At 27.9% G+C, this 25,205-nt stretch carries 23 protein-coding genes and 1 pseudogene; 20 read left to right on the top strand and 4 right to left on the bottom strand.

The features are described from left to right. Nucleotides 1–42: 42 nt before the first annotated feature. Nucleotides 43–1,805 (bottom strand): annotated as a pseudogene (gene rpoD / locus BPP43_RS11470) (RNA polymerase sigma factor RpoD). After that, nucleotides 1,795–3,609 carry a DNA primase gene (dnaG, locus tag BPP43_RS04560; RefSeq protein ID WP_015274309.1) on the bottom strand — a complete coding sequence of 605 codons (1,815 nt, stop codon included), beginning with the start codon at nt 3,607–3,609 and terminating at the stop codon, nt 1,795–1,797. Before dnaG ends, rpoD begins: the two are co-directional and overlap by 11 nt. 367 nt (nt 3,610–3,976) lie before the next feature. On the opposite strand from dnaG, the gene BPP43_RS04555 reads away from it, so the two are divergent. The 11 genes from BPP43_RS04555 (at nt 3,977) to BPP43_RS04510 (ending at nt 14,980) form a co-directional block, all read left to right on the top strand. Continuing rightward, nucleotides 3,977–5,017 carry an MBOAT family O-acyltransferase gene (locus tag BPP43_RS04555; RefSeq protein ID WP_252832406.1) on the top strand — a complete coding sequence of 347 codons (1,041 nt, stop codon included), beginning with the start codon at nt 3,977–3,979 and terminating at the stop codon, nt 5,015–5,017. Between the two features lie 40 nt (nt 5,018–5,057). Further along, nucleotides 5,058–5,336, top strand: coding sequence for a hypothetical protein (locus tag BPP43_RS12055; RefSeq protein WP_252832405.1), 279 nt, complete (start codon nt 5,058–5,060; stop codon nt 5,334–5,336). 11 nt (nt 5,337–5,347) lie between these two features. Further along, a complete protein-coding gene (locus BPP43_RS04550; RefSeq protein ID WP_015274308.1) occupies nt 5,348–6,103 on the top strand; it encodes a class I SAM-dependent methyltransferase in 756 nt (251 codons plus the stop codon). A 68-nt stretch (nt 6,104–6,171) separates the two neighbouring features. Continuing rightward, nucleotides 6,172–7,602 (top strand): SGNH/GDSL hydrolase family protein, encoded by a 1,431-nt coding sequence (locus BPP43_RS04545; RefSeq protein WP_015274307.1) that lies wholly within the window; start codon nt 6,172–6,174, stop codon nt 7,600–7,602. 107 nt (nt 7,603–7,709) lie between these two features. Continuing rightward, entirely contained in the window at nt 7,710–8,741 is a 1,032-nt protein-coding gene (locus BPP43_RS04540; RefSeq protein ID WP_015274306.1) for a leucine-rich repeat domain-containing protein, read from the top strand. Between the two features lie 30 nt (nt 8,742–8,771). Beyond that, nucleotides 8,772–9,653 carry a leucine-rich repeat domain-containing protein gene (locus tag BPP43_RS04535; protein WP_015274305.1) on the top strand — a complete coding sequence of 294 codons (882 nt, stop codon included), beginning with the start codon at nt 8,772–8,774 and terminating at the stop codon, nt 9,651–9,653. Between the two features lie 18 nt (nt 9,654–9,671). Next, the gene (locus tag BPP43_RS04530; protein ID WP_015274304.1) at nt 9,672–10,643 is read left to right on the top strand and encodes a leucine-rich repeat domain-containing protein; all 972 of its coding nucleotides are present in this window, start codon (nt 9,672–9,674) and stop codon (nt 10,641–10,643) included. Between the two features lie 18 nt (nt 10,644–10,661). Next, nucleotides 10,662–11,624 (top strand): leucine-rich repeat domain-containing protein, encoded by a 963-nt coding sequence (locus tag BPP43_RS04525; protein ID WP_015274303.1) that lies wholly within the window; start codon nt 10,662–10,664, stop codon nt 11,622–11,624. Nucleotides 11,625–11,639: 15 nt separating this feature from the next. Continuing rightward, nucleotides 11,640–12,581, top strand: coding sequence for a leucine-rich repeat domain-containing protein (locus BPP43_RS04520; protein ID WP_015274302.1), 942 nt, complete (start codon nt 11,640–11,642; stop codon nt 12,579–12,581). Nucleotides 12,582–12,664: 83 nt separating this feature from the next. Beyond that, a complete protein-coding gene (locus BPP43_RS04515) occupies nt 12,665–13,399 on the top strand; it encodes a lysophospholipid acyltransferase family protein (protein WP_013244982.1) in 735 nt (244 codons plus the stop codon). A gap of 102 nt (nt 13,400–13,501) precedes the next feature. Beyond that, nucleotides 13,502–14,980, top strand: a complete 1,479-nt coding sequence (locus tag BPP43_RS04510; RefSeq protein WP_015274301.1) for a hypothetical protein — start codon at nt 13,502–13,504, stop codon at nt 14,978–14,980. 128 nt (nt 14,981–15,108) lie between these two features. Here the strand turns inward: BPP43_RS04510 and BPP43_RS04505 are convergent, their stop codons facing one another. After that, nucleotides 15,109–15,699 carry a GDSL-type esterase/lipase family protein gene (locus BPP43_RS04505; protein WP_015274300.1) on the bottom strand — a complete coding sequence of 197 codons (591 nt, stop codon included), beginning with the start codon at nt 15,697–15,699 and terminating at the stop codon, nt 15,109–15,111. A 139-nt stretch (nt 15,700–15,838) separates the two neighbouring features. On the opposite strand from BPP43_RS04505, the gene BPP43_RS04500 reads away from it, so the two are divergent. Continuing rightward, complete coding sequence (locus BPP43_RS04500) at nt 15,839–17,170, top strand: MATE family efflux transporter (protein ID WP_015274299.1); 1,332 nt, start codon at nt 15,839–15,841, stop codon at nt 17,168–17,170. A 3-nt stretch (nt 17,171–17,173) separates the two neighbouring features. Here the strand turns inward: BPP43_RS04500 and uvrB are convergent, their stop codons facing one another. Continuing rightward, nucleotides 17,174–19,213 carry an excinuclease ABC subunit UvrB gene (gene uvrB, locus BPP43_RS04495; protein WP_013244987.1) on the bottom strand — a complete coding sequence of 680 codons (2,040 nt, stop codon included), beginning with the start codon at nt 19,211–19,213 and terminating at the stop codon, nt 17,174–17,176. 473 nt (nt 19,214–19,686) lie between these two features. On the opposite strand from uvrB, the gene rsmH reads away from it, so the two are divergent. From rsmH to BPP43_RS04460, 8 genes are all read left to right on the top strand, one after another. Then, the gene (gene rsmH, locus BPP43_RS04490) at nt 19,687–20,580 is read left to right on the top strand and encodes a 16S rRNA (cytosine(1402)-N(4))-methyltransferase RsmH (protein ID WP_015274297.1); all 894 of its coding nucleotides are present in this window, start codon (nt 19,687–19,689) and stop codon (nt 20,578–20,580) included. 30 nt (nt 20,581–20,610) lie between these two features. Next, on the top strand, nt 20,611–20,928 hold the full coding sequence (locus BPP43_RS04485; RefSeq protein WP_041752814.1) for a hypothetical protein: 318 nt from the start codon (nt 20,611–20,613) through the stop codon (nt 20,926–20,928). A 65-nt stretch (nt 20,929–20,993) separates the two neighbouring features. Beyond that, nucleotides 20,994–21,143 carry a UDP-N-acetylmuramyl-tripeptide synthetase gene (locus BPP43_RS12050; protein ID WP_015274295.1) on the top strand — a complete coding sequence of 50 codons (150 nt, stop codon included), beginning with the start codon at nt 20,994–20,996 and terminating at the stop codon, nt 21,141–21,143. A 161-nt stretch (nt 21,144–21,304) separates the two neighbouring features. Further along, nucleotides 21,305–21,772, top strand: a complete 468-nt coding sequence (locus tag BPP43_RS12045; protein WP_252832404.1) for a Mur ligase family protein — start codon at nt 21,305–21,307, stop codon at nt 21,770–21,772. Next, entirely contained in the window at nt 21,738–22,517 is a 780-nt protein-coding gene (locus BPP43_RS12040) for a Mur ligase family protein (protein ID WP_252832403.1), read from the top strand. Before BPP43_RS12045 ends, BPP43_RS12040 begins: the two co-directional genes overlap by 35 nt. A 108-nt stretch (nt 22,518–22,625) precedes the next feature. Further along, on the top strand, nt 22,626–23,123 hold the full coding sequence (tpx, locus tag BPP43_RS04475; protein ID WP_013244991.1) for a thiol peroxidase: 498 nt from the start codon (nt 22,626–22,628) through the stop codon (nt 23,121–23,123). Between the two features lie 75 nt (nt 23,124–23,198). Further along, entirely contained in the window at nt 23,199–23,681 is a 483-nt protein-coding gene (locus BPP43_RS04465) for a glutathione peroxidase (protein WP_081445697.1), read from the top strand. 278 nt (nt 23,682–23,959) lie between these two features. Next, the gene (locus BPP43_RS04460; protein WP_015274294.1) at nt 23,960–25,063 is read left to right on the top strand and encodes a hypothetical protein; all 1,104 of its coding nucleotides are present in this window, start codon (nt 23,960–23,962) and stop codon (nt 25,061–25,063) included. Nucleotides 25,064–25,205 lie beyond the last annotated feature (142 nt).

The raw sequence follows: 25,205 nt of genomic DNA, 5'->3' as shown, positions 1-25,205 counted from the left end.
GGAGATTAATTAATCTCCCTTTTATTTTTATATAAGATTTTTTTAAGAATCTAAAAACTCTTTTAACTCTTTCTTTTTGGAAGTAGCTCTTAATCTTCTTATAGCCTTAGCTTCAATCTGTCTTATACGCTCTCTAGTAACCTTAAATACATATCCAACTTCTTCTAAAGTATGATTGTATCCGTCATCTAATCCATAACGCATTCTAATAACTTTCTGTTCTCTTTCAGGTAAATTATCAAGCAAAGAATCTATATGCTTTCTTAAGATTTTGAATGTAGTAATGTTTTGAGGGCTTTCAAACTCTTTATCTTCAATAAGTTCTCCAAGTATAGTATCTTCTTCATCGCCAATAGGAGCATTTAAAGATACAGGGTCTTTAGCAACATTTCTTACACTTTTAACTCTGCTTTCAGGCCAGCTTAAAGCTCTTGCTATTTCCTGTATAGAAGGTTCTCTTCCATATTGCTGCATATACTGTCTTAATACTCTAGTTACTTTGTTGATTTGTTCTATCATATGAACTGGTACTCTTATAGTTCTAGCTTGGTCGCTTATAGAACGAGTGATAGCCTGACGAATCCACCAAGTTGCATATGTTGAAAACTTATATCCTTTTTTGTATTCAAATTTATCAACGGCCTTAATAAGACCAATATTTCCTTCCTGTACCAAATCAAAGAAATGAAGACCTCTGTTAGTGTATTTTTTTGCTATAGATATAACAAGTCTTAAATTAGCCTTCACAATATGGTCTTTTGCCTGAGCAATTTTTCTTCTTGAAGAATCAATTTTTCTTACCCATTCAACTAAAGTCTCTTTATCTGTACGAACTTCATCATAAATATCAGCCATACGAACTTGAGAATTATGGAAGCTTGTTAATACTGCTTTTATAGCCTCTGGAGTAATATTAAACTCATCAACAAGTCTAGTATATATTTTTTTATTTCCGCTTTCAATTTCATTATAGTAATTTTCAAAATCGCTTATCTCTTTGCCGTATCTCTTCTTTAATTTCTCAAAATATTCTTCTATTTGATTGATTCTATGCAAGTAAAACTTTAATTTCTCTGCAATTCTATCAATTTCCATTCTATTAAGTTTTACTTTACTTAGTAGCTTTACTATATTTTCTTTTATCTCATTTTGTTCATTTGTGAGATTTTTGATAGTTTTTTGTGTAGTAGCTTTTTTTATTCTTTTGTCTAAAGCTAAATACTTTTCTGCCAAATCAACATATTCTTTTTCAAAGTTTTTATATTTTCTTTCTAATTTTCTTTTTTCTTGTGTGGATACATTATATATTCTTGGCGGCTCTAATATTTCATGTATAGATACTTTTCCGCTATGCACGCATTTAATAGTGTTCAAACTTCTCCAACTACTAAATGCGTATTTAATATAATAGACTCTATCTCAGATTCTCCAAGTTCTATTTTTTTAGAATATTCCACCTCATCATCATGAGTAAGAAGATCAACTTTGCCTATCTCTTTAAGATAAAGTCTTATAGGGTCATCATTATTTCCAACTTTATCTTCTACATGTATAAACCTTGCCGCATCATCAATTTTATTTTGATTCTTAGAAAGGCTTTCAAATTCCCTTTTGTCTTCAACAATGACAATCTTTCTAGCATTTAATAATTGAAAAAGTATATCCATTACATCTGTGTCCATATTATCTATGGCAGCATTAATCTCTTTGAATGTAAGATATTTGTTGGCATTTCCTTTTTCAAGCAATTTTCTAATTTTTTCATTATTTTTAATTAGAAGATCGCAATCCTCTTCAATCATCATAATCACTTCCTTGATATAGTTTTTCCTTTTGCTTATTTAGTAAATGTATTTCTCGGGCTTTATTACATATAGCTTCAAATCCTTCATTACTTTGGAGTGTTGTAGTTTTTAATACTTCCTCTCTCCTATAGTCTATATCCCCGCTTTTTATCTTTACAATAAGCTCCTCTAATTTTTCTTGTATATTATCAGTATACAATTTTTTCTTGCTTCTTATCTGATTAGCTATATGCTCGTTTCCTAATACATTAAGAGCATCTTCAGCTGTTGCATCTTTATTAAGAGTTAAGAGCCTTATATAAAATTCCCTTGTGATATCTTTTTTAATAAGATCTACACCTATCTCTTTCTCTGCCTCTTTTATTAAAGATGGATTTAAAGCAAGTAAATATATTAAACTATTTTCATAGTAAAATTTGTTATCTTTTATAGGTTTTTGTAAAGCAGAAACAACTTTTGTGTTTTGAACTTTATTAGTTAAAGTTCTTAAATAATCTCTATTGAAAGCATCTCTGTCAATAGAAAGTTCTGATGAAATATGAGAGATTATCATTTGTTTTTCAGTCTCACTTTTCAAAACATCTAAATAATTATAAAATAACTTTACTATATATAACTTTTCTTCTATAGTAAGTAATGCTATGTCTTTATTGGTTGATGTTTTTAACAAAAAATCATACCAAGCAAGTTTTTTATTATATAGTATATCAAAACCATTAGCATTATTTATAGTAAAAAACTCATCTAAATCTTTAGTTGTTTCTATCAATAGTATAGTCAATTTTAAATCAAACTTCAATAGTGTTAATATAGCCATTTTAGTAGCTTTTTGCCCCGCTTCATCATTATCTAAAGCTAAAACTACATTGTTGGTATATTTTTTTATTTCTTTTGCATGTTCTTCTGTAATGGCAGTACCTAAGCTTCCAACAACATTTTTTATATTCATTTTGTGGCAAGCGATTGTATCCATATAGCCTTCTACTAATATAACTTCATCTTTCTTCATTATATGTGTTTTGGCTATATTTATGCCGTATAGAGCAGATTTCTTTTTGAATATTAAGCTCTCTTTTGAGTTTAAATATTTAGGCTCTTTTCCATCAATGCTTCTTCCGCCAAAGCCTATAATCTCCTCTTTTTCATTGATTATCGGAAACATTATTCTATTTATAAATGTGTCATAAAAATGATTTGGATTATTTTTGCTTATGCTTGCTAACCCTAATGCATTTATATTGTTTGTGCTTATATTATTTTCGTTTAAAGCCTTAATTAAAGCATTCCAGCTTGGAGGAGCATATCCTATTTTAAACTCTTTTATAATTGAAAATGGTATTTTTCTTTTTTTTAGATAATCTATAGCTTCTTTATAAAAATATTCTCCATTATTATTCTTTAATAGAAGGTTTTTACCAAAGAAGTTGCAGGCTATTTTATTTATTCTTTTACTTTCTACAAATACTTGGTCTTTATGTTTATTTTTTTGAGAGAAGAAATTGCTAGTATCAATAGAAAATCTGTTTCCAAGATATTTTACAGCCTCTTTAAAATCCATAGCCTCTTTTTCTTTTAGGTATGTAAATACATTTCCTTTAGCACCGCATGTAAAACATTTGTATATACCTTTAGAATCATCAACAGACATAGAAGGATTTGCCTCTTGACCATCTTTATGAAAGGGGCATTGAACGGTGTATTGACTTCCGCCTCTAGATATAACTTTATATCTATCTCTCAATATATCTATTAAAGAGACATTGGATAAAAGCTGATTTAGTTTTTCTGTAAATAAAGTATCCACAATGTTTAAAATATAGTATAGTTTAATTTATTTGTGTATAAATATTATTAATATTTTAAAAAAAGTCAAGTATAATATTATGTAGTTTTTTGATACTTTTTATTAAATAAGTTGTAATATATTTAGTTTTATAATAATATACTGCACTATAATTTAATTAAAAATCTTATTAAATTAACTTTGAGATTAATTATATTACAATTAAAGATTTTTTTAGTTATAAATGTATATTTTATTATGAGTTATATAAATGCTATTTAATTCTACAGACTTTTTGATATTTTTTCCTATAACGCTTATTTTGTATTGGATATTTCCAAAGAAGTTAAGATATATTTGTTTGTTTATAGCAAGTTATATCTTTTATATGTTTTGGAATCCTAAATATGCATTATTGATGGCTACTTCCACTGTTGTAACTTTTTTAAGCGGTATATTAATAGAAAAATTAAAATATAAAAGAATAGTTGTAGCATTTAGTTTTATAATAAACATTGCAATACTTGTGTTTTTTAAGTATTTTGATTTTTTACTTCAGAATATTAATATTGTATTATCAGCATTAAACATACAATTGATAGAAAAGCCTTTTGATATAGTGCTTCCTGTTGGTATATCATTTTACACTTTTCAGGCATTAAGCTATACTATAGATGTTTACAGAGGTGAAATAAAGTCAGAAAAAAACATTATTAAGTATGCATTGTTTGTATCATTCTTTCCGCAGTTAGTGGCAGGCCCAATAGAGCGTTCAAAACATTTACTCGGTCAAATACAGAACATGGACAAAATAAAAAGGTTTGATTATCAGAGGATAACAGAGGGCTTAATTTTAATGCTTTTTGGTTATTTTCAAAAGATGGTGATAGCGGATAGGGCTTCTATATTGGTGGATACTGTATTTAACAGATATTATATTTATAACTCTACTGAATTAGTATTATCAGCATTGCTTTTTGCTGTACAGATATATTGCGATTTTGCAAGTTATTCACTTATAGCAATAGGAACAGCTAAGGTTATGGGTATAGACTTAATGGAGAATTTCAACACTCCATATTTTGCAAGAAGCATAAAAGAGTTTTGGGGCAGGTGGCATATATCGTTGTCTACTTGGTTTAGGGATTATCTATATATACCTTTGGGCGGAAACAGATGCTCAAAGTTTAGAAGAAGCATAAATATATTAATAACATTTTTAGTAAGCGGTCTTTGGCATGGAGCTAATTTTACTTTTATAGCTTGGGGTGCTATTCATGGTGTATGCTATTTAATAGAAGATATTACATCAAAGTTTAAAAATAATGTTTTAAGTAAGCTTAATGTAAAAGTGAAAAGTTTTAGTTTTAAGCTTCTTGAAGTGATTATTACATTTATAATAGTGGATTTGGCTTGGATATTTTTTTAGAGCCGAAACTATACATGATGCTTTTTACTATATACAGAGAATGTTTACTAAAATAGATTTATGGCGTATATTTGACGGTTCATTATATAAGCTTGGTTTAGACCGTTTTGAAATGAATATACTAATAATATCTTTGGTGGTTTTGTTTTTAGTTGATTTAATAAAATATATAAAGAAAGAAACTATTTATATGTTTTTGAAGAATCAATGTTTATATTTTAGATGGGCAGTAATATTTTTCTTATTATTTTTTATAATAATATATGGAAAATACGGAGCAGGTTTTGACCCTAAGCAATTTATATATTTCCAATTTTAGGAATTATAGAAATGAGTGAAGTTAAAAAAAATTATTATGGCAGTCTTTGTACTGAAATGTATGAGATACTACATAAAAAAGCACCTGAAGATGAATTAAACTTTTATTTATCTTATGCTGAAAAAGGTAAAAAGATTTTAGAACCTTTATGCGGAAGCGGAAGATTTCTTATTCCATTTATAGAAAGAGGGTTTGACATAACAGGAATAGATATGTCTAATGAAATGCTGAAAAAACTAAAATTAAAATTTCCTAATGCAAAAACAATTCATACTGATATTATGGAATATGACCCAAAAGAGAAATTTGATTATATATTTATTAGTTCAGGTTCAGTATCATTGTTTACAGATATTGATATTTGCAAACAAATTCTAACAAGAATAAAGAACTGGCTTTGTAAAACGGGTAAATTTGTTTTTGCAGTTGATACAATAAAAAATAGATGTATAGATGATAATGATTATAATATTGCTGTATCTGTCAAAACAAAAGAAAATTTTGAAATAGTGCTTAAATCAAAAAATTATTATGAAGAGAAAACTCAAACTCAATTCTCGCCATCAATTTATGAAATGTATAATAATGCTGAATTGATTCAAAGTGAGTTTATGGATTTTCAGACGCACCTTTATAAATATGGTGAAATGGAGCAGTATTTAAAAGAAGTTGGATTTACTCAAGTTAAAACATTTTCTTCTTTTGAAAAGGAAATTGCAGTTAATGATGAATGTGATATGTTTTTATTTGAATGTAGTTTTTTATAATTATTATAATGTGGTTGATTACTTGATAAATAATAAAAAAATCTTATAAAAAATAGGTTGTTTGCAAAATGATAAAAAACACTATAAAAATTATTTGCTTTATAGCTATATTTGTTACATTGCTTTGGTTTTCAAGCAGAGCGTTAAGATTTAAAAATGAAAATGGTATATATCAAGGCGACAGTTTTTATGAACAGAAAACCAATTCTATAGATGTAATATTTTTGGGAAGCAGTCATGTGCATTATAATGTTAATCCTGCTATACTTTATAATGAATATGGAATTGCTGCTTATAACTTCACTTCTGGAAGCCAGCCTATTTGGAGTACTTATCATTATTTAATTGAAGTTTTAAAATATCAAAAGCCTAAACTAATTGCATTAGAGTCTTATATTATTGCAGCAAGCAGAACTAATGTTGTTGATTATCAAATAGTTGCAGCCACTTATGCATTAAAATGGTCAGAAAATAGAATAAACTCTCTAAAAGTAACAGCAGCAGAAAGGTTTGATGAGTTTATTAACCCAATGTATAGATATCATAACAGATACAAAGATTTAAAACCAGAAGATTTTGTGCCTTATGCTAATAATTATAATCATTATAAATATTTTAAAGGTTATTCATTTCATAATAAAACATTTCCTGTAAAAGAGCCTAATATAAAAAATATTAAAGATAGCCTGCCTTTGTTAGAACAGCAAGAAACATATTACAGAAAAATATTAGAGTTAGCAAAAACAAATAATATACCTATTGTTGTAATAGCTTCTCCTTTCCCTATGACCGATGAAGAGGCAATGCATTTTAATAGAGTAGGGGAAATTGCAAAAGAGTATGATGTTCCTTTTATGAATTTCAATCATTACTATGATGATTATGATTTAGATTTTTGGAGAGATTATAATGATTCTGGGCATTTAAATTATAAGGGTGTTCAGAAATATACTTCTTTTTTGGGTAAATATTTAAAAGATAATTTTGATTTGCCGGATAGAAGAGGAGATACTAATTATTATACTTGGGAGAGAAATTCTTTATATGAGTATAATAAAGTTTATGATATGGGTTTAAGGGATACAGATAATATTTATGATTATATAGAAAAAATCACTAATCTTAATGATTATACTATAGTTATAAATATGCTTGGTGAGTATTCCACTAATGATAATGTGGTTAAGAGTTTGTATTCCAATTTTAATATAACAAATGAAATATATACTAATAATGTTTCTTATGTTATAGATAAAAACAAGCTTGTATTTTCTTCAATGGGAGAGACTAATTATATTTATCATAAAGAGCTTAATAAGTATAATGATTTAGCAATTGACAGCGGAAACAGAATACTTATAAGCAGGAGCAATTTAAGAGAGACTACTAATGGTGTTAACATAATAGTTTATGATAATATCACTTCAGAAGTAGTTGATTATTTTGATTTGCCTTACACTAATGATTCTATATCAGAAACAATAGAAAGAGATTATTAAATTTTTTCAAAAAAACTACAACATTTTATAAAATATATTGTTATATTATATATAATGTTATTCTAAGTAACATTATGTAAAGTTTGAGTAAATATGAGAGGTTATATATGCATAAAAAAATAATATTGTTAATTTTATTTTTAATTTTTATAATTTCATGTTCAAGTCCGAGTAATCCAGATAATGGCAATGAGGGTAATAATGTAGGCTCTACAGTACCACCACCTACAGGCCCAACAGAAGAAGAATTAATAGCGAAATATGGTATAGATATAGGTCAAGAGGACACAGTAATAAGTCAAAAAATAGAAGAGAATTTAAAAGCTTATTATACTGAAATGGGTTCGTATAGAGTAATATTTACAGGAACTCCTAAAGATTATGGAACTTTTGAATCTCTTTATACTTTAACTTTAAAAGCAGCATTAAAAGTTAGTTCCTCTATGAATATAGAGTTGGATATAAAAAATATTAATTTTCAAGACGGCTCTATAAAAACAGGTATGTTTAAAGGATATAGTATTGATGGTACTGAAAATATATTTATCAATTTTATATTTCCAGAAAATAAGATAACAACTATAGGAATGAAGGCTTTTGAGGCTTTATATAATACAAAAGAAATAATAATACCAGATTCTGTAATCACAATAAGCGAAATGGCGTTTTATTTTTCTACTAGTATAGAGAAGTTAATTTTAAGTAAAAATCTTAAAACTATAGGGGATCAGGCTTTTCTATATGCTCAAGGTTTGAAAGAATTAGTTATTCCTGATTCTGTAACATCAATAGGAGTTGGAGCGTTTAGCGGATCATTTATAGAAACATTAAAGTTATCTTCTTCATTAGAAACAATAGGGGATTCAGCTTTTGATTCTAGTAATATTAAAGAGCTTACAATACCGGCATCTCTAAAATCAATAGGAAGTATAGCATTTGCATATTCTCAACAATTAACTACAGTAACTTATTTAGGCACAACTCCTAATAGTATAACATTTACAGGAACGTCACCAGGAACAGGCATATTTGAAAGATGTGATATGCTTACAACTTTGAGATTACCAAATGTTGATAATCCAGTTCCTACTGAATGGCAAAATTTTTTAGGCGGAAGTTTTACTACTGTAACAAAATAAAAAATAATTTAGAGTAAATAGGAATAAATTGTGTATAAAAAAATTGTATTAATGATATTGTGTTTTTTAGTGGCAATATCTTGTTCAAATCCAAATAGTCCAAATACTACAAATACAAATCAAACTGGTGATACAAATAAAGTTGAAACTGTTACGCCTCCTGGTGAATTAGAAAAGTATGGAGTAGATATTTCTCAAGATGATGATGTTATAGCTAGTCAATTAGAATCAAATTTAAAATTATATTTTGATGAAAAAGGAAGTTATAAGGTAATATTAAAAGGTATTCCAAAAGATTATGGTTTTAATTCTACAACGAAATCACTTGCATATTTAATTTTAAATGCTGCTAATACAGTTGGTGCTAATTCTGTAGATGTAGATATTAGTAATATTGATTTTAAAAATAATGCTGTAAGTAGTTTGATGTTTTTAGGTGGAGTTCTTCCAGAGATACCTCTTAATTTTATATTTCCTGTATACAAAATTAAAACTATAGATTCTTATGCATTTTTCTTGTTGTATGCTATAAAAGAAATAAATATACCTAATTCTGTAAATACAATAGGTGCTTATGCTTTTCAAAGTTGTTTAAATTTAGAAAAAATAATATTTGGAGATAATTTAGAAACTATAGGAGATGGAGCATTTATGTATTGTCAATTATTAAAAGAGTTAACTATACCAGCATCAGTAAAATCTATTGGTAATAATGCATTTAATGGTGCATCATCTTTAACTACTCTTACATATTTAGGTAAAACTCCAGATGATATAACAACTAAAGGAATCGGTATATTTGATAATTGCACTAGTCTTACAACGTTAATAGTTCCTAATGCTACAAATCCTGATGATGAGAAATGGAAAACTTTTTTAGGAGGAAAATTCACTATAGTTAAACAGCAGTAATTTTATTTTGGAGGATTTATGTATAAAAAAATTTTATTAATAATGTTATGTTTTTTATTTGCAATGTCATGTTCAAGTCCGAGTAATCCAGATAATACAAATAATGGAGATATAGTAAACGGAGGAGGATCTGGAAATGGTGGCGGTTCTGGAAATACGGGAGATGGAGGAAGTACAGGCGATGGAGGAAATACTGATATACCTTGGACTGAAATAGCTCCGCCTTTGCCTGTTTTAGATGAAGAAGCAAAAACTTATGGTATAGATATTTCTCAAGATGATACTTTAATAAAAGAGAAAATAAAAACTAGATTGGAAGAGTGCAAGAAAGAAGGTAATGGATATAAAATAATATTTATAGGAACTCCAAAAGCTGAATATTCTCAGCGAAGTGCTCTTGCGAGAATGGTATTAGAAGCCGCAAAAGAAATATTTGCATATAATGTAACTATAGATATTAGTAAAATTTATTTTAATGAAAGAAAGATAAAATATAGAATGTTTGAAGGGGCTAATGGTTTAAATCCTTCTTATAAATTAACTTTTATATTTCCAGAAAATATAATAAGACTTATAGATAACAGTGCTTTTATACGTAACTATCAGGCTTTACAAGAAATTACAATACCTGATTCTGTTATTGGTATTGGAGCTACTGCTTTTCAACAAGGTTCAGGGTTAAAAACAGTAAAATTTGGTGAAAATAGTAAACTTGAATATATAGGAGATTTAGCTTTTTCTTATTGTCCAATAAGTGAAATAACTATACCGGCATCTGTTAATTATTTAGGTACAAAACCATTTGGAGATTCTATAACTACTGTTACTTATTTGGGAACAAAGCCTGATGCTATAAAACATAATGGAGATGTATTTAAAGGTTATACTAGTATTCAAACTTTAATAGTACCTAATGCTGAAAATATATCTGACCCTGCTTGGAAAACTTTTTTAGGAGGTAATTTTACTGAAGTTAAACAACATAAATAATTTTGCTATGGAGGGTTTATGTATAAAAAAATTGTATTATTATTATGTTTTTTATTTGCAGTGTCATGTTCTAGTCCAAGTAATCCAGATAATGTAAATAATGGAGACTCAGGACAAACTGGCGGCTCTACAGTAACGCCTCCAGATGTAACACCGCCCGTTTTAGATGAAGAAGCACAAAAGTATGCTATAGATATTTCACAAGATGATGCTGAAATATCTAAACAGATAGAAGAAAAATTACAAGCATATTATACTGAAAAATCTTCGTATAAAGTAATATTTAAAGGTGTTCCTAAAGATTATATGCTAAAAGCAAACTCTTCTCTTGCCGCTTTAACTATAAAAGCAGCAGAAAAAATTGGTGCTGATAATATAACAATAGACATTAAAAATATTGATTTTCAAAATTCTACTATAACCGAAGGAATGTTTTCAAGCGGAGGAATAAGTAAAAAAAGATTAAGCTTTGTATTTCCAGATGATAAAATAAAAACTATAGGACAACGTTCATTTTTAAATTTAGATAATGTAGATTCACTAACAATACCTAATTCTGTTATATCAATAGAATACAGAGCGTTTCAATCTATTTACTCATTAAAAACTCTCGTATTAGGCAATAAGCTGCAAACTATAGGAGATTATGCTTTTGTATATTTACAATCATTAAGAGAATTAATAATACCAGATTCTGTAATATCAATAGGAGAAGGTGCATTTGCTAATTCTCATTTAGAAAAATTAACTATTTCAGCATCTGTAAAAGAAATAAAATCCTCAGCCTTTAATACTTCTCGTAACTTAAAGACGCTTATTTATTTAGGTACTTCTCCTAATGATATAAATTATCAAAGTGATTCATTCTTGTATTGTGATAATCTTACAATTTTAATACTTCCAAATGTTCCTAATCCAGATTATAATACTTGGAAGAACTTCTTAGGGCGTAATTTTACTGAAGTTAAACAACAAGAATAAATTGAGGTTATATGTATGCTTAAAAATATTATATCAATAGTATTATGTTTTTTAGTTATAATATCTTGTTTTAATCCTATTAGTGCTGAAAATAATAAACAAGAAGAAGACAATAATCAAAATATTATCCCTCCTGCTACAGAAGAAGAGTTAATAAAATATGGCGTAGATATTTCTCAAGATGATGCTGATATAACAAAACAAATAGAAGAAAACTTAAAATTATATTTTGAAGAAAAAGGGATATATAAAGTAATACTTAAAGGAACAGCAAAAAGTTACTATTCTCAAAGTAATTCTCTTTCTTTTTTAATTTACACAGCAGCTAAAAATCTTTTAGTTAATAATATAATCATAGATATAAGCGGTATTAATTTTAACGATAGCAGTATAAAAAGTTATATGTTTGCTGAAGGCATGAATACTCAAGAAGATGTAATATTTACTTTTGTATTTCCAGAAAATAAAATAACAGTTATAAAATCTTATGCTTTTCATATGCTATCTTCTTTGAGGGCAATATCAATACCAAACTCTGTAATTACTATAGAAGAGGCTTCTTTTTTTCAATGCTCTAAATTAGAAAAGCTGACATTAGGCAATTCTCTTAAAACAATAGGAGATAGTGCATTTCTTGAAGCGTCATCATTAAAAGAGCTAACAATACCAAACTCTGTAACTACTATAGAAGCTGGTGCTTTTGCCAATTCTGGATTAGTAACTTTAAGTATTCCATCTTCTTTAACTACTATAGGAAATCTTGCATTTTCAGCATCATTATCTTTAACTACACTTACTTATTTAGGAAAAACTCCAAATGATGTAACAACTGTAGGAAAAGATATATTTGTTGCTTGTACAAAACTTACAACTTTGAAAGTGCCTAATGCTGATGATATAAAAGATTCTAAATGGAAAACTTTTTTAGGCTATAGTTTTCAAACTGTTACAAAATAATGATTTGATATTTTGCATCAATAATACAAAAAATAATAATTTAGGCTATTGATAATTTTTTTATTTATATTAAACTCTTTGCTATGATTATATTTAGCGTATTTTATATTTTATTAAATGTACTTTTCACTATTATTTTATTTGTAATAGCTGTAATTTTGTTTATTTTAGTGAGACCTTTTAGTAAGAAGCTTTCAATAAAAATTACTCATAATATAGCAAAGCTTTGGGGAACTTTTTTAATGAAAAGTGCCTTTATCTCTTTTGATATTGAAGGCATAGAGAATTATGATTATAAAAAAACTTATCTAATTACTCCAAATCATCAAAGTGCTTTTGACATATTTTGTTGTTTTGCAATATTTAAGGGTATGTTTGCTTTTGTTTCTAAAGACACCTACGGTAAGGTACCTATGGTTGGTTTTGGTATGAGTTTAGCTAATTATATATTTGTGAAAAGGGGTACTATAGGGGCGGCAAAATCTATAGATGATATGGAAGATAGATTAAAATCAAAAACTAGTATAATCATATATCCAGAGGGTACTAGAAGCAAAGACGGAGAGATTAAAAAACCAAAAAGAGGTATATTAAAAATTGCTGAGAGATGTGAAGATGTGGCTGTGCTTCCTGTTGTTATATATGGTACTAGAGATATTATGAAGGCTGGAAGTTTTGTGTTAAGGCCTTTTAAGAAAATAAAGATAAGATTTTTAGAGCCTTTTTATTTCAAAGATATAGAAGGCGATGATAATGATAAATTAGATTATTGGTATAACATAATGACAAAAAATTATGATGAAATGAGAAATAAGTAAAACATTATTATACCAAAAAACTAAACTCAACATATTTATTTAAAAAGTTTATATTGCTTATAATAGAATAATATTGTATAAAATATTAATGGAGAAATTTTTATGAAAAGAATATTTTTATTAGTTACAATAATATCTTTAGTTATCATTCAATGCGGAAACAAAACAGATGCTAATAATGGTGAAGTAAAAACAAATGAATCTATAGAGTCAAATGAAACTATACCTGCAACAAAAATATTATCACAGTCAGATGCGGCATTTTTGGATAAGGTAAAAAATAAAATAGTTATAAACGGGAAAGCTAAATATACTTTCAAAGATAATGGTGATATAGAGTATGTATTTAATTCTGGAGATTACAGAGAAGATAAAAATTATATATTTGAATCTTCTTTAGACGGCACTAATGCCTATTATTATGAGCTTTATAATATACAAGATAAATACAAAGAAGGACCAAGTAATATTGCCACAAATTATAAAGGTTTTTCTGTAAAAGACGGCATTCTTTATGAAGATAATTATAGGGGGTATGAAAGCGACCCTGTTGAAACTATAATTACTAAATGGGAAAGAGAAAATTATTATTCTAATTACTATTACAGAGAAGTAAAAGAAAATCCTAATTTTGATAATTTCCCTTATGAGAATAAAGCAGATGTAACTTTTGATAAATATAATGAAAGACAAGAAGGCATATTAATAAATGAGTCAGACTATAAACTAGAAGAAGTAGTTGATATTAATACTTATAATTTTAACGGTATATATTCAAATAATAATGCTTCTATTGAGTTAAATAAAAATGATGATGATAGTTTTTATTTATATGCCATTAATATAATAACAAATGAAAACGGACAAACAATAACTAATATTCAAAGTACAGATACAAGCAAAATGATATTAGAAGAAAATCAATATGTTGAACCTTATTGTGCTATAGGTGCTAATACTTTAGATTATGAAGAAATTGTTGGGGCTGATGGCGGTTATATTATATCAATTCAGCCTATAAATGCTAATACTATTATGGTAACAGAACCTAATGGAAGCTATGGATTTACTGGTCTATATAAAAAATCTCCTGAACAAATAGATTCTAACGATAAAAGCACTAAAGAGAAAGCATATTATAATGCATGCAGATGGTATGCTCAAAATTATGATGATATTAATTCTGTTTTCAATAAAATAGTTGAGTTTAATTTTGAAAATGGTGGATATTATGAAGTTAATATGGGCAATGCTAATGATTATATATCTAAGTTTAGAGAGTCAGGATATTTTTCTGATAACTATATTAAAAGTTTAGAGAATAGTTTTGAAGAGATAAAAAAGAATTTGGAAGAAAATAAACAAAATGACGGAGCTCCAGAAGGTATGGATACTGACTGGTTTTTAGCAACTCAGGAGATTGATTATTATCTTGATATTATCAATAATCAAATGAAACTCGATGATATAACAATTTATTCTGATGATGATAATGTTTTATGCATTAGCAATGAGGATATGGGGGAGTTTTTAATTTTAGAATTAAAACAATATGGTGATGAATGGCTAATTGAAAAATAAAAAGTTTTTTAATAAAAAATATTTTACTTTTTTTTATAAGTTTTGTTTTAATAATTAGTATTTTTCATAAATAATCTCCCACTTTTATTTGGCTTTATCTTTATAAAGCTGAATAAAAGTGAATCCTTTTACTTTATATACTCTTTTAATCTTTCAAATATATAAGAAGAAAAAACATTATGACCTTCACTATTTAAATGAACACCGTCAAAATACAAATCATAATAGTCATATTCTTTTAATATTTCGTTTCTAAACATATTATAAACATCAATGCTTTTTATATTATTTTCTTTTGTGTAGGAATTGATAAAATTAACATACTCTATTAATATGTTATACATCTCTTCTAAATTACCAACTTCAAAAAAAGTAAAATCTTCTTTTATAAAAGGTATGGGTGTGAATGCTATTATATCTATATTTCTTTCTTTAGATTTATCTACTATATCAATAAAGCTTTTTTTTATATTTTCCAAAGGCTTAAAAAGAAATATATCATTTACTCCGCCCATAAGTATCAAAGTGTTAGCTTTTTCATTAATAACATCATTATCAAAACGAAAATACATTCCCGAAATAGTATCTCCATTTATGCCTTTATTTATAAACTGTATATTAGAGTTATTGAATTTGGTATTTAATATAGAAGTCCAAACTTGATTTCTATTAACCATATAACCATAAGTAGTGCTGTCTCCAAGGCAAACTATTTTCATAAAATATCACCAGCAATTTTTATATTAAATTTATTATATATAATTATAAAATAAATTAAAATATTTTTCTCTAAAATATATTTGTATTTTTTTAAAAACACGTATAACATATATGCATAATTTTTTGCAGGTTTTTATTATGACAAAAGACATGACTGTAGGAAGTCCGTTTAAAACTATAATATATTTTTCTATACCAATGCTTATAGGAGGAATATTTCAGCAATTTTATGGAGTTGCTGATACCATTATTATAGGCAAGTTTGTAGGTTCAAGGGCATTAGCTTCTATTGGGGCTACTACTTCCACTATGTTTTTCTTTTTATCTTTTGCTATAGGTTTTACTAATGCTTTTTCTATAGTGATGGGGCAGTTTTTTGGGGCTAAAAATGAAAGTATGCTTAAAACTACTTTTATTAGTTCCATATATTTAACATTATTTAGCTCTTTAATTCTTTTTGTACTTGGTATATTTTTATCAAGACCTCTTATGATATTACTACAAACACCAAGAGATATAATAGATAATTCTGTATTGTATTTGCAAATATGTGTGGGCTTATCATTTGGGCAACTTATATATAATGGAGCTTCTAGTATATTAAGGGCTTTGGGAGACAGCAAAACTCCTTTATATTTTTTGATACTTACAACTGTTTTAAACATTATATTAGATTTAGTTTTTGTTGCTTTACTCAAAATGAATGTATTTGGTGTTGCCATTGCTACTGTAATATCGCAAATAATATCTGCTTTTTTAAGTGTGTTATACATTATTAAAAAATTTCCAATACTAAAACTTTATAGAGAAGATATTGTTTTTAATTTTGATAATTTATTTATGATAATAAAAATAGGCGTTTCTATGAGTGTGCAGGCAATATTTTTATCTATAGGTGAGATGATTATAAGCGGAGTTGTTAATACATTCGGTACTAATGTTGTAGCATCATATACTACAGGAAACAGAATAAATCAATTTGCTTCTATGGCATATTTTGTAGTGTCTGAAGCTTTTGCTGTTTATGTAGCACAAAATTTCGGAGCACAAAAGTTTGACAGAATTAAAGAAGGTTTTAGAAGCATAATAATATTATCATTATCTTTAAGTTTATTTGCTACTTTGGTGATATTTATATTTGGAGATAATTTAATAAGGCTATTTATTTCAAGCAATGATGAATATATAGAAATAATAGTAGAGATATGCAGAGGCTATTTAAGAATATCATCAATGTTTTACCCGTTTTTAGCTATAATATTATTATACAACAACTCTATAAGAGCAATAGGAAAAGCGCTTATACCTTTAATTTCTGGAATAGTTGAGCTTGTTATAAAGGTTGGAGGTTCAGTATTTTTGTCTATACCATTTGGATATGTTGGAGTGTGGTTTGCAAATCCTGTTGGCTGGGCTTTGGGTATACTTCCTTCTTGCATTTATTTTCACAAGTATGCTTTTAAAAAGTAGGGTTTAATGTTTAGCCTTTTTTGAAGTGATATTTTTATGCACAGATTTTTTTGCCGGCTTTAATTGTTTAAGCTGATTTATTTTCTCTCTTATTTCAATAGCCTTTTCAAACTCTAAACTGTCTGAAGCTTTTTTCATCTCTTTTTCAAGCTCTTTTATATAATCATCACTTTTTTGTTCTGGGTCAATTTTTACTCTTTCATTGAAGCGTCTAAAGTCAAAATGAAGCTCATAAGAAGTTTCAACTTTTTCTTCTCTTTCAATTATATCTTGTATTTTTTTGATTATTGTTTTTGGAGTGATGTTATGCTCTTTGTTGTAGTCCATTTGTATTTTTCTTCTTCTTTCTGTCTCTTCAATGGCTACTTTCATAGCATCGCTTATAGTGTCTGCAAACATTATCACTCTGCCGTTAGCATTTCTTGCAGCACGCCCTATAGTCTGTATTAGAGTAGTGGTATTTCTTAAAAAACCTGTTTTGTCGGCATCAAGTATTAGTATGAGTGATACTTCAGGTACATCAAGCCCCTCTCTTAAAAGGTTAATACCCACAAGCACATCAAAAGCCCCAAGCCTCAAATCTCTTATTATCTCAACACGCTCAACTGTTTGAATGTCTGAATGCAAATAACGAGTTCTAACACCATTTTCATTTAAATATTTTGTGAGGTCTTCTGCCATTTTTTTTGTGAGTGTTGTTATAAATATTCTTTCGTTGTTGGATACTGTTTTTTTTATCTCTTCAAGAATTCTGTCTATTTGACCGTTTATAGGATATACTTCAATTATAGGGTCAAGGAGTCCTGTAGGGCGAATTATCTGCTCTACAACTTGGCTGCTTTTTTTAAGTTCATATTCTGCAGGAGTAGCACTAATATATATTGTATCATTAGTGAGGCTTTCAAACTCTTCAAAAAATAATGGACGATTGTCTAATGCTGAAGGAAGCCTAAAACCATATTTTACTAAAGTCTCTTTTCTGCTTCTATCTCCAAAAAACATTCCTCTAATTTGAGGAACACTCACATGCGACTCATCTATTATCGTTAAAAAATCTTTTGGAAAATAGTCTATCAAACAAGCAGGTCTATCTCCCTCTTTACGTCCTGACAATGGGCGAGAGTAGTTTTCTATGCCTGCACAGTATCCCACTTCTCTAAGCATTTCTAAGTCATATTTTGTTCTTCCATATATTCTTTCAGCTTCTACCAATTTTCCTTCGGATTTAAATTTATTATATTGTTCTTCAAGTTCTTCTTCTATTAATTTTATTCCTGCTGCTAATTTGTCTCCGCCTGTAACGAAGTGTTTTGCAGGATATATTACAACTCTATCTTGCTCGGCAATTTTTTGTCTTGTGATAGGGTTAATTTTTATGATGCGTTCAACGGTATCTCCAAAAAACTCTACTCTTATAACCTCATCAGAATAGGCACTCATTATCTCTAAAGTATCTCCCATTACTTTAAATCTTGCCCTCTCAAGCACATCTTTAACACGTTCATATTGTATAGACACTAATTTTTCGATTATCTCATCTCTGTCATATTCTCCGTCTTTTTCTATTGCGATATAGAGCTTTCTATAATCTTCAGGAGAACCCAAACCATATATACATGAAACAGAAGCAACAATTATAACATCTCGCCTTTCAAGAAGCGAAGTAGTAGCTTTAAGTCTTAGCCTGTCAATCTCATCATTAACTGAGGCGTCTTTATCAATATATAAATCCTTAGCAGGAACATATGCTTCAGGCTGATAGTAGTCATAATAAGAAACGAAATATTCAACTGCATTGTTTGGAAAGAAGTCTTTTAATTCTCTGTAAAGCTGTGCTGCCAAAGTTTTGTTATGCGACATTACAAGAGTAGGGCGGTTTGCTTTTTCTATAACATTTGCTATAGTGAATGTCTTTCCGCTTGCAGTAACTCCGAGCAGTGTTTGATATTTATTTTTATTTTCAAGCCCTTTAACTAAAGAGTCTATTGCTGTTATTTGGTCTCCTGAAGGCTTGAAATTCGATTCTATTTTAAAACTTTTCATTGTGCCTCATAATTAATAATATAGTAGTTTATTTTATAACATAATTCTTAAAAAGTAAAACATAGTAAATACTTTTAAGTTTGTAAAAAATATTTTTAAGTTTTTTGTTTGTGGTGGCTTTGCTCCTGCGAAGCGTGCCCTTAGGGTACACACCCCCACTTCTTTTACCGACGCTCTGCGTGCCTGCGGCAAGGTACCTTCGGTATTGGTATAAAAGAACCTTATATCCTTCGGATACGCTTCGCGAAGAACTGCATTCTTATTATAAATTTTATAATTTAATTGTACATTAAAAGGCACTCCTCCGCACGACTAAGAAGTTATAATTAAAGAATAACATTACCGTGCGGCAAGGTGGTACAGCTCGTACGCGGGAAAAAGTTGATAATATATCCTTATAAAAAATATAATTATTTAAATATAAAAATTGCTTATATTGTTTTTTATAATACCTTATACCGATAATATATGATATGGATAATAATATAGTTCATACACCTGTAATGCTTAAAGAAATTCTAAGCTTCATACCAGAAAATGCAAATATTGCAGTGGACGCTACATTAGGAGAGGGCGGACATACTAAAGCAATGCTTGATTTGAATCTTGAAGTTCATAGCTTTGAAAGAGATGATAAAATACTTGAAGTTGCAAAAGAGAGACTTAAAGATTATCAGAAGTTTCACTACTATAATAACACTTATGATAAAATGCTAGAAGAGCTTGATGAAAATGTTATTGGCAATGTGGATTTTATGCTTTATGACCTTGGCGTTTCTATGTTTCATTTTAAAAAAGCTAATAGAGGATTTTCTTTTAAAGATGATGTTAAACTTGATATGCGTCTTGGTATTAATAATAAAAGTGCTTATGATGTTATTAATAGTTATTCAGAAAAAGAGCTTGAGAGAGTTTTTAGAGAATATGGTGAGATGCATAATGCTTCAAAGATTGCCAATATTATAGTAAATGAAAGAAAGAAGAAAACTATAGAAACTTCCAAAGAATTAGAAAATATTATATTTCATCATACTGATAAATCAAAAAGATTTGGTAAGATTCACCCTGCAACATTAGTTTTTCAGGCTATAAGGATAGAAGTTAATGATGAACTTAATATATTAGAAAAATCAATTTCTAATATTAGCAAAATTTTAAAAAACGGCGGAGTTGCTGCTATAATGAGTTATCATTCTTTGGAAGATAGAATAGTTAAGAGATTTTTGAAAGATAATGAAAAAACTAAAAATAAAGATGGCATATTTAAATTACTAAATTCTAAGGTTATAACTCCGACAAATGAAGAGATAAAATTAAATCCAGCAAGCAGAAGTGCTAAACTTAGAGTTGCAAAATTAATAATTTAATTTGAGGTTTTATGAAAAGACAAAAAAGTTATTGACAATAATAAAGAAACAAAAAAAGAGAAAAAAACATATAGTCTTGGGGCTTTATTCTTGGTTATTATTATATTTGTAATATTTTCTATAGGGCTTACTTTTATAAGAAATATGAAGTCTAATGAAATTTTACAAGAGGCTCATAATTTAGATAAACAAATAGAAGTTTTAGAAAAAGAAGTAAAAGTGCTTACTGCAAAAGAGGCACAATTATCCTCTCCAAATAGATTCATAGAAACAGCTATAATCAATGGTTTTAGTTCTGCTGGAAATGAAGATGATATTATATATTTAAAAATAGAGTCAGATAAATAATATTTTACCATTTATAAAGTTTTAGTATTTAAATTAGTAATAAAAAATAATTTAGGTAAATAAAAATGAAATATTTTAAAAATCTTATAAAAGGCTATGATAATTTAAATATTAAAGAAATAACAAAAGAAAGCTTAAAATTAGAAATAAAATCCATAGCTTATAATTCAAAACTTGTAAAAAAAATTATATATTTGTTGCTATTAAAGGCTTAAAAGATGATGGTCATAAATATATAGAAAGTGCCATTAAAAATAAAGCAAGTATTATTATTTATGACATTTCTGCAGATAAAAGTTTTATTAACAGTCTAAAAGAAAAATATAAAAATGTTTGTTTTGTAGGAAGTAAAAATCCAAGAGAAACTTTAGCATATATGTCTGCTAAACTCTATGATGAGCCTACAAAAAAAATGCATTCAATAGCTATAACAGGAACTAACGGAAAAACTACTACAAGCTATCTATTAAAAGCCGCATTAGAAAGTGCTAAAAATAAAATAGCACTAATAGGCACTATAAAAAATATGATAGGCAAATCAGAAATAAAAACTAATCTTACAACTCCAGAATCTATAGATTTAGAAAGTATTTTTGATAAAGCATATAAAAAAAATGTTTCTCATATTGTAATGGAAGCTTCTTCTCAAGCACTTGCTATGGATAGATGCGACTATATAAATTATGATGCTGCAATATTTACAAATCTCACAGAAGACCATTTGGATTATCATATTGATATGAAAAATTATTTGAAGGCTAAATTAAAATTATTTTCTCTGCTTAAACAAAGCTCTAAAAAAGAAAAAATTGGCTATTATAAATATAAGTACAGATTATTTTAAAGAGATAAAAAATTATATAAAAAAATTAGATTTAAAAATGGTTACTTATGGCTTAAATGAAAAAGCTGATTATTATGCCAAAATTATAACTCTAAACTCAAAATATAGTGAATATGAGTTTTATGCTAAGGGAAAGTTTATATCAAAAGTAAAGTTATCTCTTTTGGGCGAGTTTAATGTTGTTAATTCTTTATCTGTATTAGCTTATGCATATGAATATAAATTAGATATAGAAAAAGTAATAAAAGCTATTAGAAAGGTTCAGGTTTCTGGAAGGTTTGAAATAGTGAGCGGTGAGAAATGTCCTTTTATTGTGGCTGTCGATTATTCTCATACGCCAGACAGTTTAGAAAATATATTAGTGGAATCTAGAAAATTAAAACCTAATAGGGTGATAGTGGTATTTGGATGCGGAGGGGACAGAGACAGGAAAAAACGTCCTATAATGGCTTCTATTGCAGAAAAATATGCTGATATATCTATACTAACTACAGATAATCAAAGAACTGAAAGCATAGAGCAAATAATGTCTGATATAGAAAAGGGCTTTACTCATTCTAACTACAAAAAAATAATAGACAGAAAAGAAGCTATATTTGAGGCAATTAAAGAAGCAAAAGAAAATGATATAGTGATAATAGCAGGCAAAGGTCATGAAACCTATCAAATATTCCCAGATAAAACTATTCATTTTGATGATACTGAGGTTGCTAGAGAAGCATTATCAAATATAGATAAATGTTAGAGTGTTCTAAAAAATATGCTTCTATCTATTGACTTTATTTATTTAAAGATATATAGTTTTTAAATAATATAAATTTTTTGATTTTTAAATTTGAAGGAGATAAATATTATGAAGATAACATTTCAAGGCGGAGAAGTACATTTAGAAGGTGTTTCATTAGTAGAAGGTGCTAAAGCTCCTGATTTTACTGGAGTTAAAACAGATTTAAGTCCATGGTCTTTAAAAGATGCTGGCGATACAGTAAAAATTATTTCTTCTGTACCATCTTTGGATACTCCTGTATGTGATGTACAAACTAAAAGATTTAACAAAGAAGCTGCTTCTTTACCTGGTGTAACAGTTGTAACAGTTTCTTTAGACTTACCTTTTGCTCAAGCAAGATGGTGTGCTGCTGCTAATGCTAATTCACATATAGTATTATCAGATTATGCTGAAAGAGATTTTGGTAAGAAATTTGGTACTTTAATAAAAGAATTAAAACTTCTTACTCGTGCTGTATTTGTACTTGATAAAAACAATGTTGTAAAATATGTACAGTATGTTCCAGAAATCACTAATGAACCTGATTATGAAGCAGCAATAAAAGCAGCTAAAGAGCTTTTATAATTAAAAAATATTTTAGAAATTAAGCATATCTTTATTTGTTAAAGGTATGCTTTTTTTAAATAAGGAGTTTAATAGATGAGTATATATGACTATACAGTAAAAGATGCTGAAGGCAAAGATGTAAAATTAAAAAAATATGAAGGAAAAGTTTTACTTATAATTAATAGTGCAACTAAATGAGGGTTTACTAAACAATATTCTGCGTTGCAGGATTTATACAAAAAATATAAAAAAGATGGTTTTGAAATATTAGACTTCCCTTGTAATCAATTCGGCGGACAGGCAAAAGAGCCTATTGAAGAAATTGCTGAGTTTAGAAAAGAAAAATACGGCGTTACTTTTAAGTTATTTGATAAAGTAAAAGTTAATAGCAAAAATGCTGACCCTTTATTTACTTATTTAAGAACCGAAAAACCAACTGAAGAGGGTGTTGATAAAATAAGATGGAATTTTGGTAAATTTTTAATAGATAGGCAAGGCAATATAGTAGGGCGTTATGACCCTAGGGTAAAACCTGAAGAACTTGATGAGATAGTATCAGAGTTATTAAAAAAATAATGAAAAATTAAGAGCTTTTATATATCATTATATATAAAAGCTCTTTTTTATTATGCATTCTTTATAAAAAGCAAAACAATCTGTAATTTTAAATAGCATTTCAAGTTTCAATTATATTATATATAAAATTTAAATATTTATTAATAAATCATTTTTTATTTTTATCTAAAAAATTTTGTATTTTTTATCAAAAATCTAAAAAAATTATAAAAAAATTTGAATTACAATTTTTATTTTATTAAACTATCAAATATAAGCTAAAAAAGTAGGAGTAAAAAATGAAAAAGTTTTTATTAACAGTAACAGCTGTATTTATTTTGGCAGCAAGTTCTGTATTTGGTATGTATGGTGCCGACAATACCTGGCTATTTTTCCTAATTCATGGAAATCAGTTAAGAGCTAGAATGAATCAGGTAGGATTTACCTTGGGAAATGGAACCGTTAAAGGTACATTTGGATTCAAAGCTAATACAGGTTTGACAGGTCAGATTTTTACAACCAAAGGAAATAAAAATTTAGAAGCTACTGTATCCGGCGGTATAGGATATACTGGAGATGGTTTTGGAGTAGGTGTTGGTTATAACTACACTTATAATAATGCTGCAGGTGGTAATGTTGATGCTCATACACCTGTATTTGTATTCAATGCTGTAAATAATAATTTAAGAGTAGCAGTTCCTGTAAGTATAAGCTCTAAAGCTGACCTTAATAATGGAAAAACTGATTATTTTGGTTTAAGCATACCTGCTCAGATAAGATACTATACTGGAATAGATGCTTTCAACTATATTAGATTTGAGTTTAATTATGGTCAAAATTCATATAAAGAGGGTACAGTTAATTACTCTGCAAAAAATCTTAGCTTCCAATTAAGACTTCATTTCTTAAATACAGTAATAGAAAATGTAACAGTTAATCCTTTCTTAAGAGTAGACTTTGCTTCTGCTTTAGATGCTAAAGGAAAAACTGCTATAGTTGGAACTTTGGGCGGAAGCTATACTAGCGATATTAAAGCTTGGACAGTAGCTGGTGCTGCTGAGGCAACTGCTGGTCAAGAAGCTTATGACAGAAACCCTTATGATTTAAGAATACTTCCTAGTATATCTTTAACTGTAAATACAGATATAGTTAACTTTATATTTGAACCTGGTATAGGTTATAGAGTTGAAGATTACGGAAAACAAGGAGGCAAACTTGAACATAGTGTATATTGGTCTGCTTACGGAGAGGTTTATGTAAGACCTATACCTGCTTTAGAATGGTACTTCGAAATGGATGTAAACAATGGTGTTCCAAAATTACAAGATCAAAGTACTACTTTACCTATTGCGTTTGGTGCTAATAGCGGTATAACTTGGTATTTACCTTCTTTAAATAAATAATGATTCTAAGTAAAACTACATTGTTTTGAAATAACATTAAAAAAGGGGCTTGATATATTATTGTCAGTCCCTTTTTATTGTGTAATTTTTTTATTTTAATAACTTTATATATTGTTTTAATCTTTACATAAAAAATAATATC

Source organism: Brachyspira pilosicoli P43/6/78, from assembly GCF_000325665.1.
Taxonomy (GTDB): Bacteria; Spirochaetota; Brachyspiria; order Brachyspirales; family Brachyspiraceae; genus Brachyspira; species Brachyspira pilosicoli.
This window is presented reverse-complemented; position numbering and strand designations above follow the sequence as displayed.

Excerpts from the sequence above, each read along its gene's own strand:
- rsmH (WP_015274297.1), top strand. The coding sequence starts at position 19,687 with ATGGATAATAATATAGTTCATACACCTGTAATGCTTAAAGAAATTCTA.
- BPP43_RS04515 (WP_013244982.1), top strand. The coding sequence starts at position 12,665 with ATGATTATATTTAGCGTATTTTATATTTTATTAAATGTACTTTTCACT.
- BPP43_RS12045 (WP_252832404.1), top strand. The coding sequence starts at position 21,305 with ATGTCTGCTAAACTCTATGATGAGCCTACAAAAAAAATGCATTCAATA.
- BPP43_RS04555 (WP_252832406.1), top strand. The coding sequence starts at position 3,977 with ATGTTTTGGAATCCTAAATATGCATTATTGATGGCTACTTCCACTGTT.
- BPP43_RS04525 (WP_015274303.1), top strand. The coding sequence starts at position 10,662 with ATGTATAAAAAAATTGTATTATTATTATGTTTTTTATTTGCAGTGTCA.
- BPP43_RS04540 (WP_015274306.1), top strand. The coding sequence starts at position 7,710 with ATGCATAAAAAAATAATATTGTTAATTTTATTTTTAATTTTTATAATT.
- BPP43_RS04520 (WP_015274302.1), top strand. The coding sequence starts at position 11,640 with ATGCTTAAAAATATTATATCAATAGTATTATGTTTTTTAGTTATAATA.
- BPP43_RS04530 (WP_015274304.1), top strand. The coding sequence starts at position 9,672 with ATGTATAAAAAAATTTTATTAATAATGTTATGTTTTTTATTTGCAATG.
- BPP43_RS04460 (WP_015274294.1), top strand. The coding sequence starts at position 23,960 with ATGAAAAAGTTTTTATTAACAGTAACAGCTGTATTTATTTTGGCAGCA.
- uvrB (WP_013244987.1), bottom strand. The coding sequence starts at position 19,213 with ATGAAAAGTTTTAAAATAGAATCGAATTTCAAGCCTTCAGGAGACCAA.
- BPP43_RS04550 (WP_015274308.1), top strand. The coding sequence starts at position 5,348 with ATGAGTGAAGTTAAAAAAAATTATTATGGCAGTCTTTGTACTGAAATG.
- BPP43_RS04500 (WP_015274299.1), top strand. The coding sequence starts at position 15,839 with ATGACAAAAGACATGACTGTAGGAAGTCCGTTTAAAACTATAATATAT.
- BPP43_RS04545 (WP_015274307.1), top strand. The coding sequence starts at position 6,172 with ATGATAAAAAACACTATAAAAATTATTTGCTTTATAGCTATATTTGTT.
- BPP43_RS12055 (WP_252832405.1), top strand. The coding sequence starts at position 5,058 with ATGTTTACTAAAATAGATTTATGGCGTATATTTGACGGTTCATTATAT.
- BPP43_RS04510 (WP_015274301.1), top strand. The coding sequence starts at position 13,502 with ATGAAAAGAATATTTTTATTAGTTACAATAATATCTTTAGTTATCATT.
- tpx (WP_013244991.1), top strand. The coding sequence starts at position 22,626 with ATGAAGATAACATTTCAAGGCGGAGAAGTACATTTAGAAGGTGTTTCA.
- BPP43_RS12050 (WP_015274295.1), top strand. The coding sequence starts at position 20,994 with ATGAAATATTTTAAAAATCTTATAAAAGGCTATGATAATTTAAATATT.
- BPP43_RS04505 (WP_015274300.1), bottom strand. The coding sequence starts at position 15,699 with ATGAAAATAGTTTGCCTTGGAGACAGCACTACTTATGGTTATATGGTT.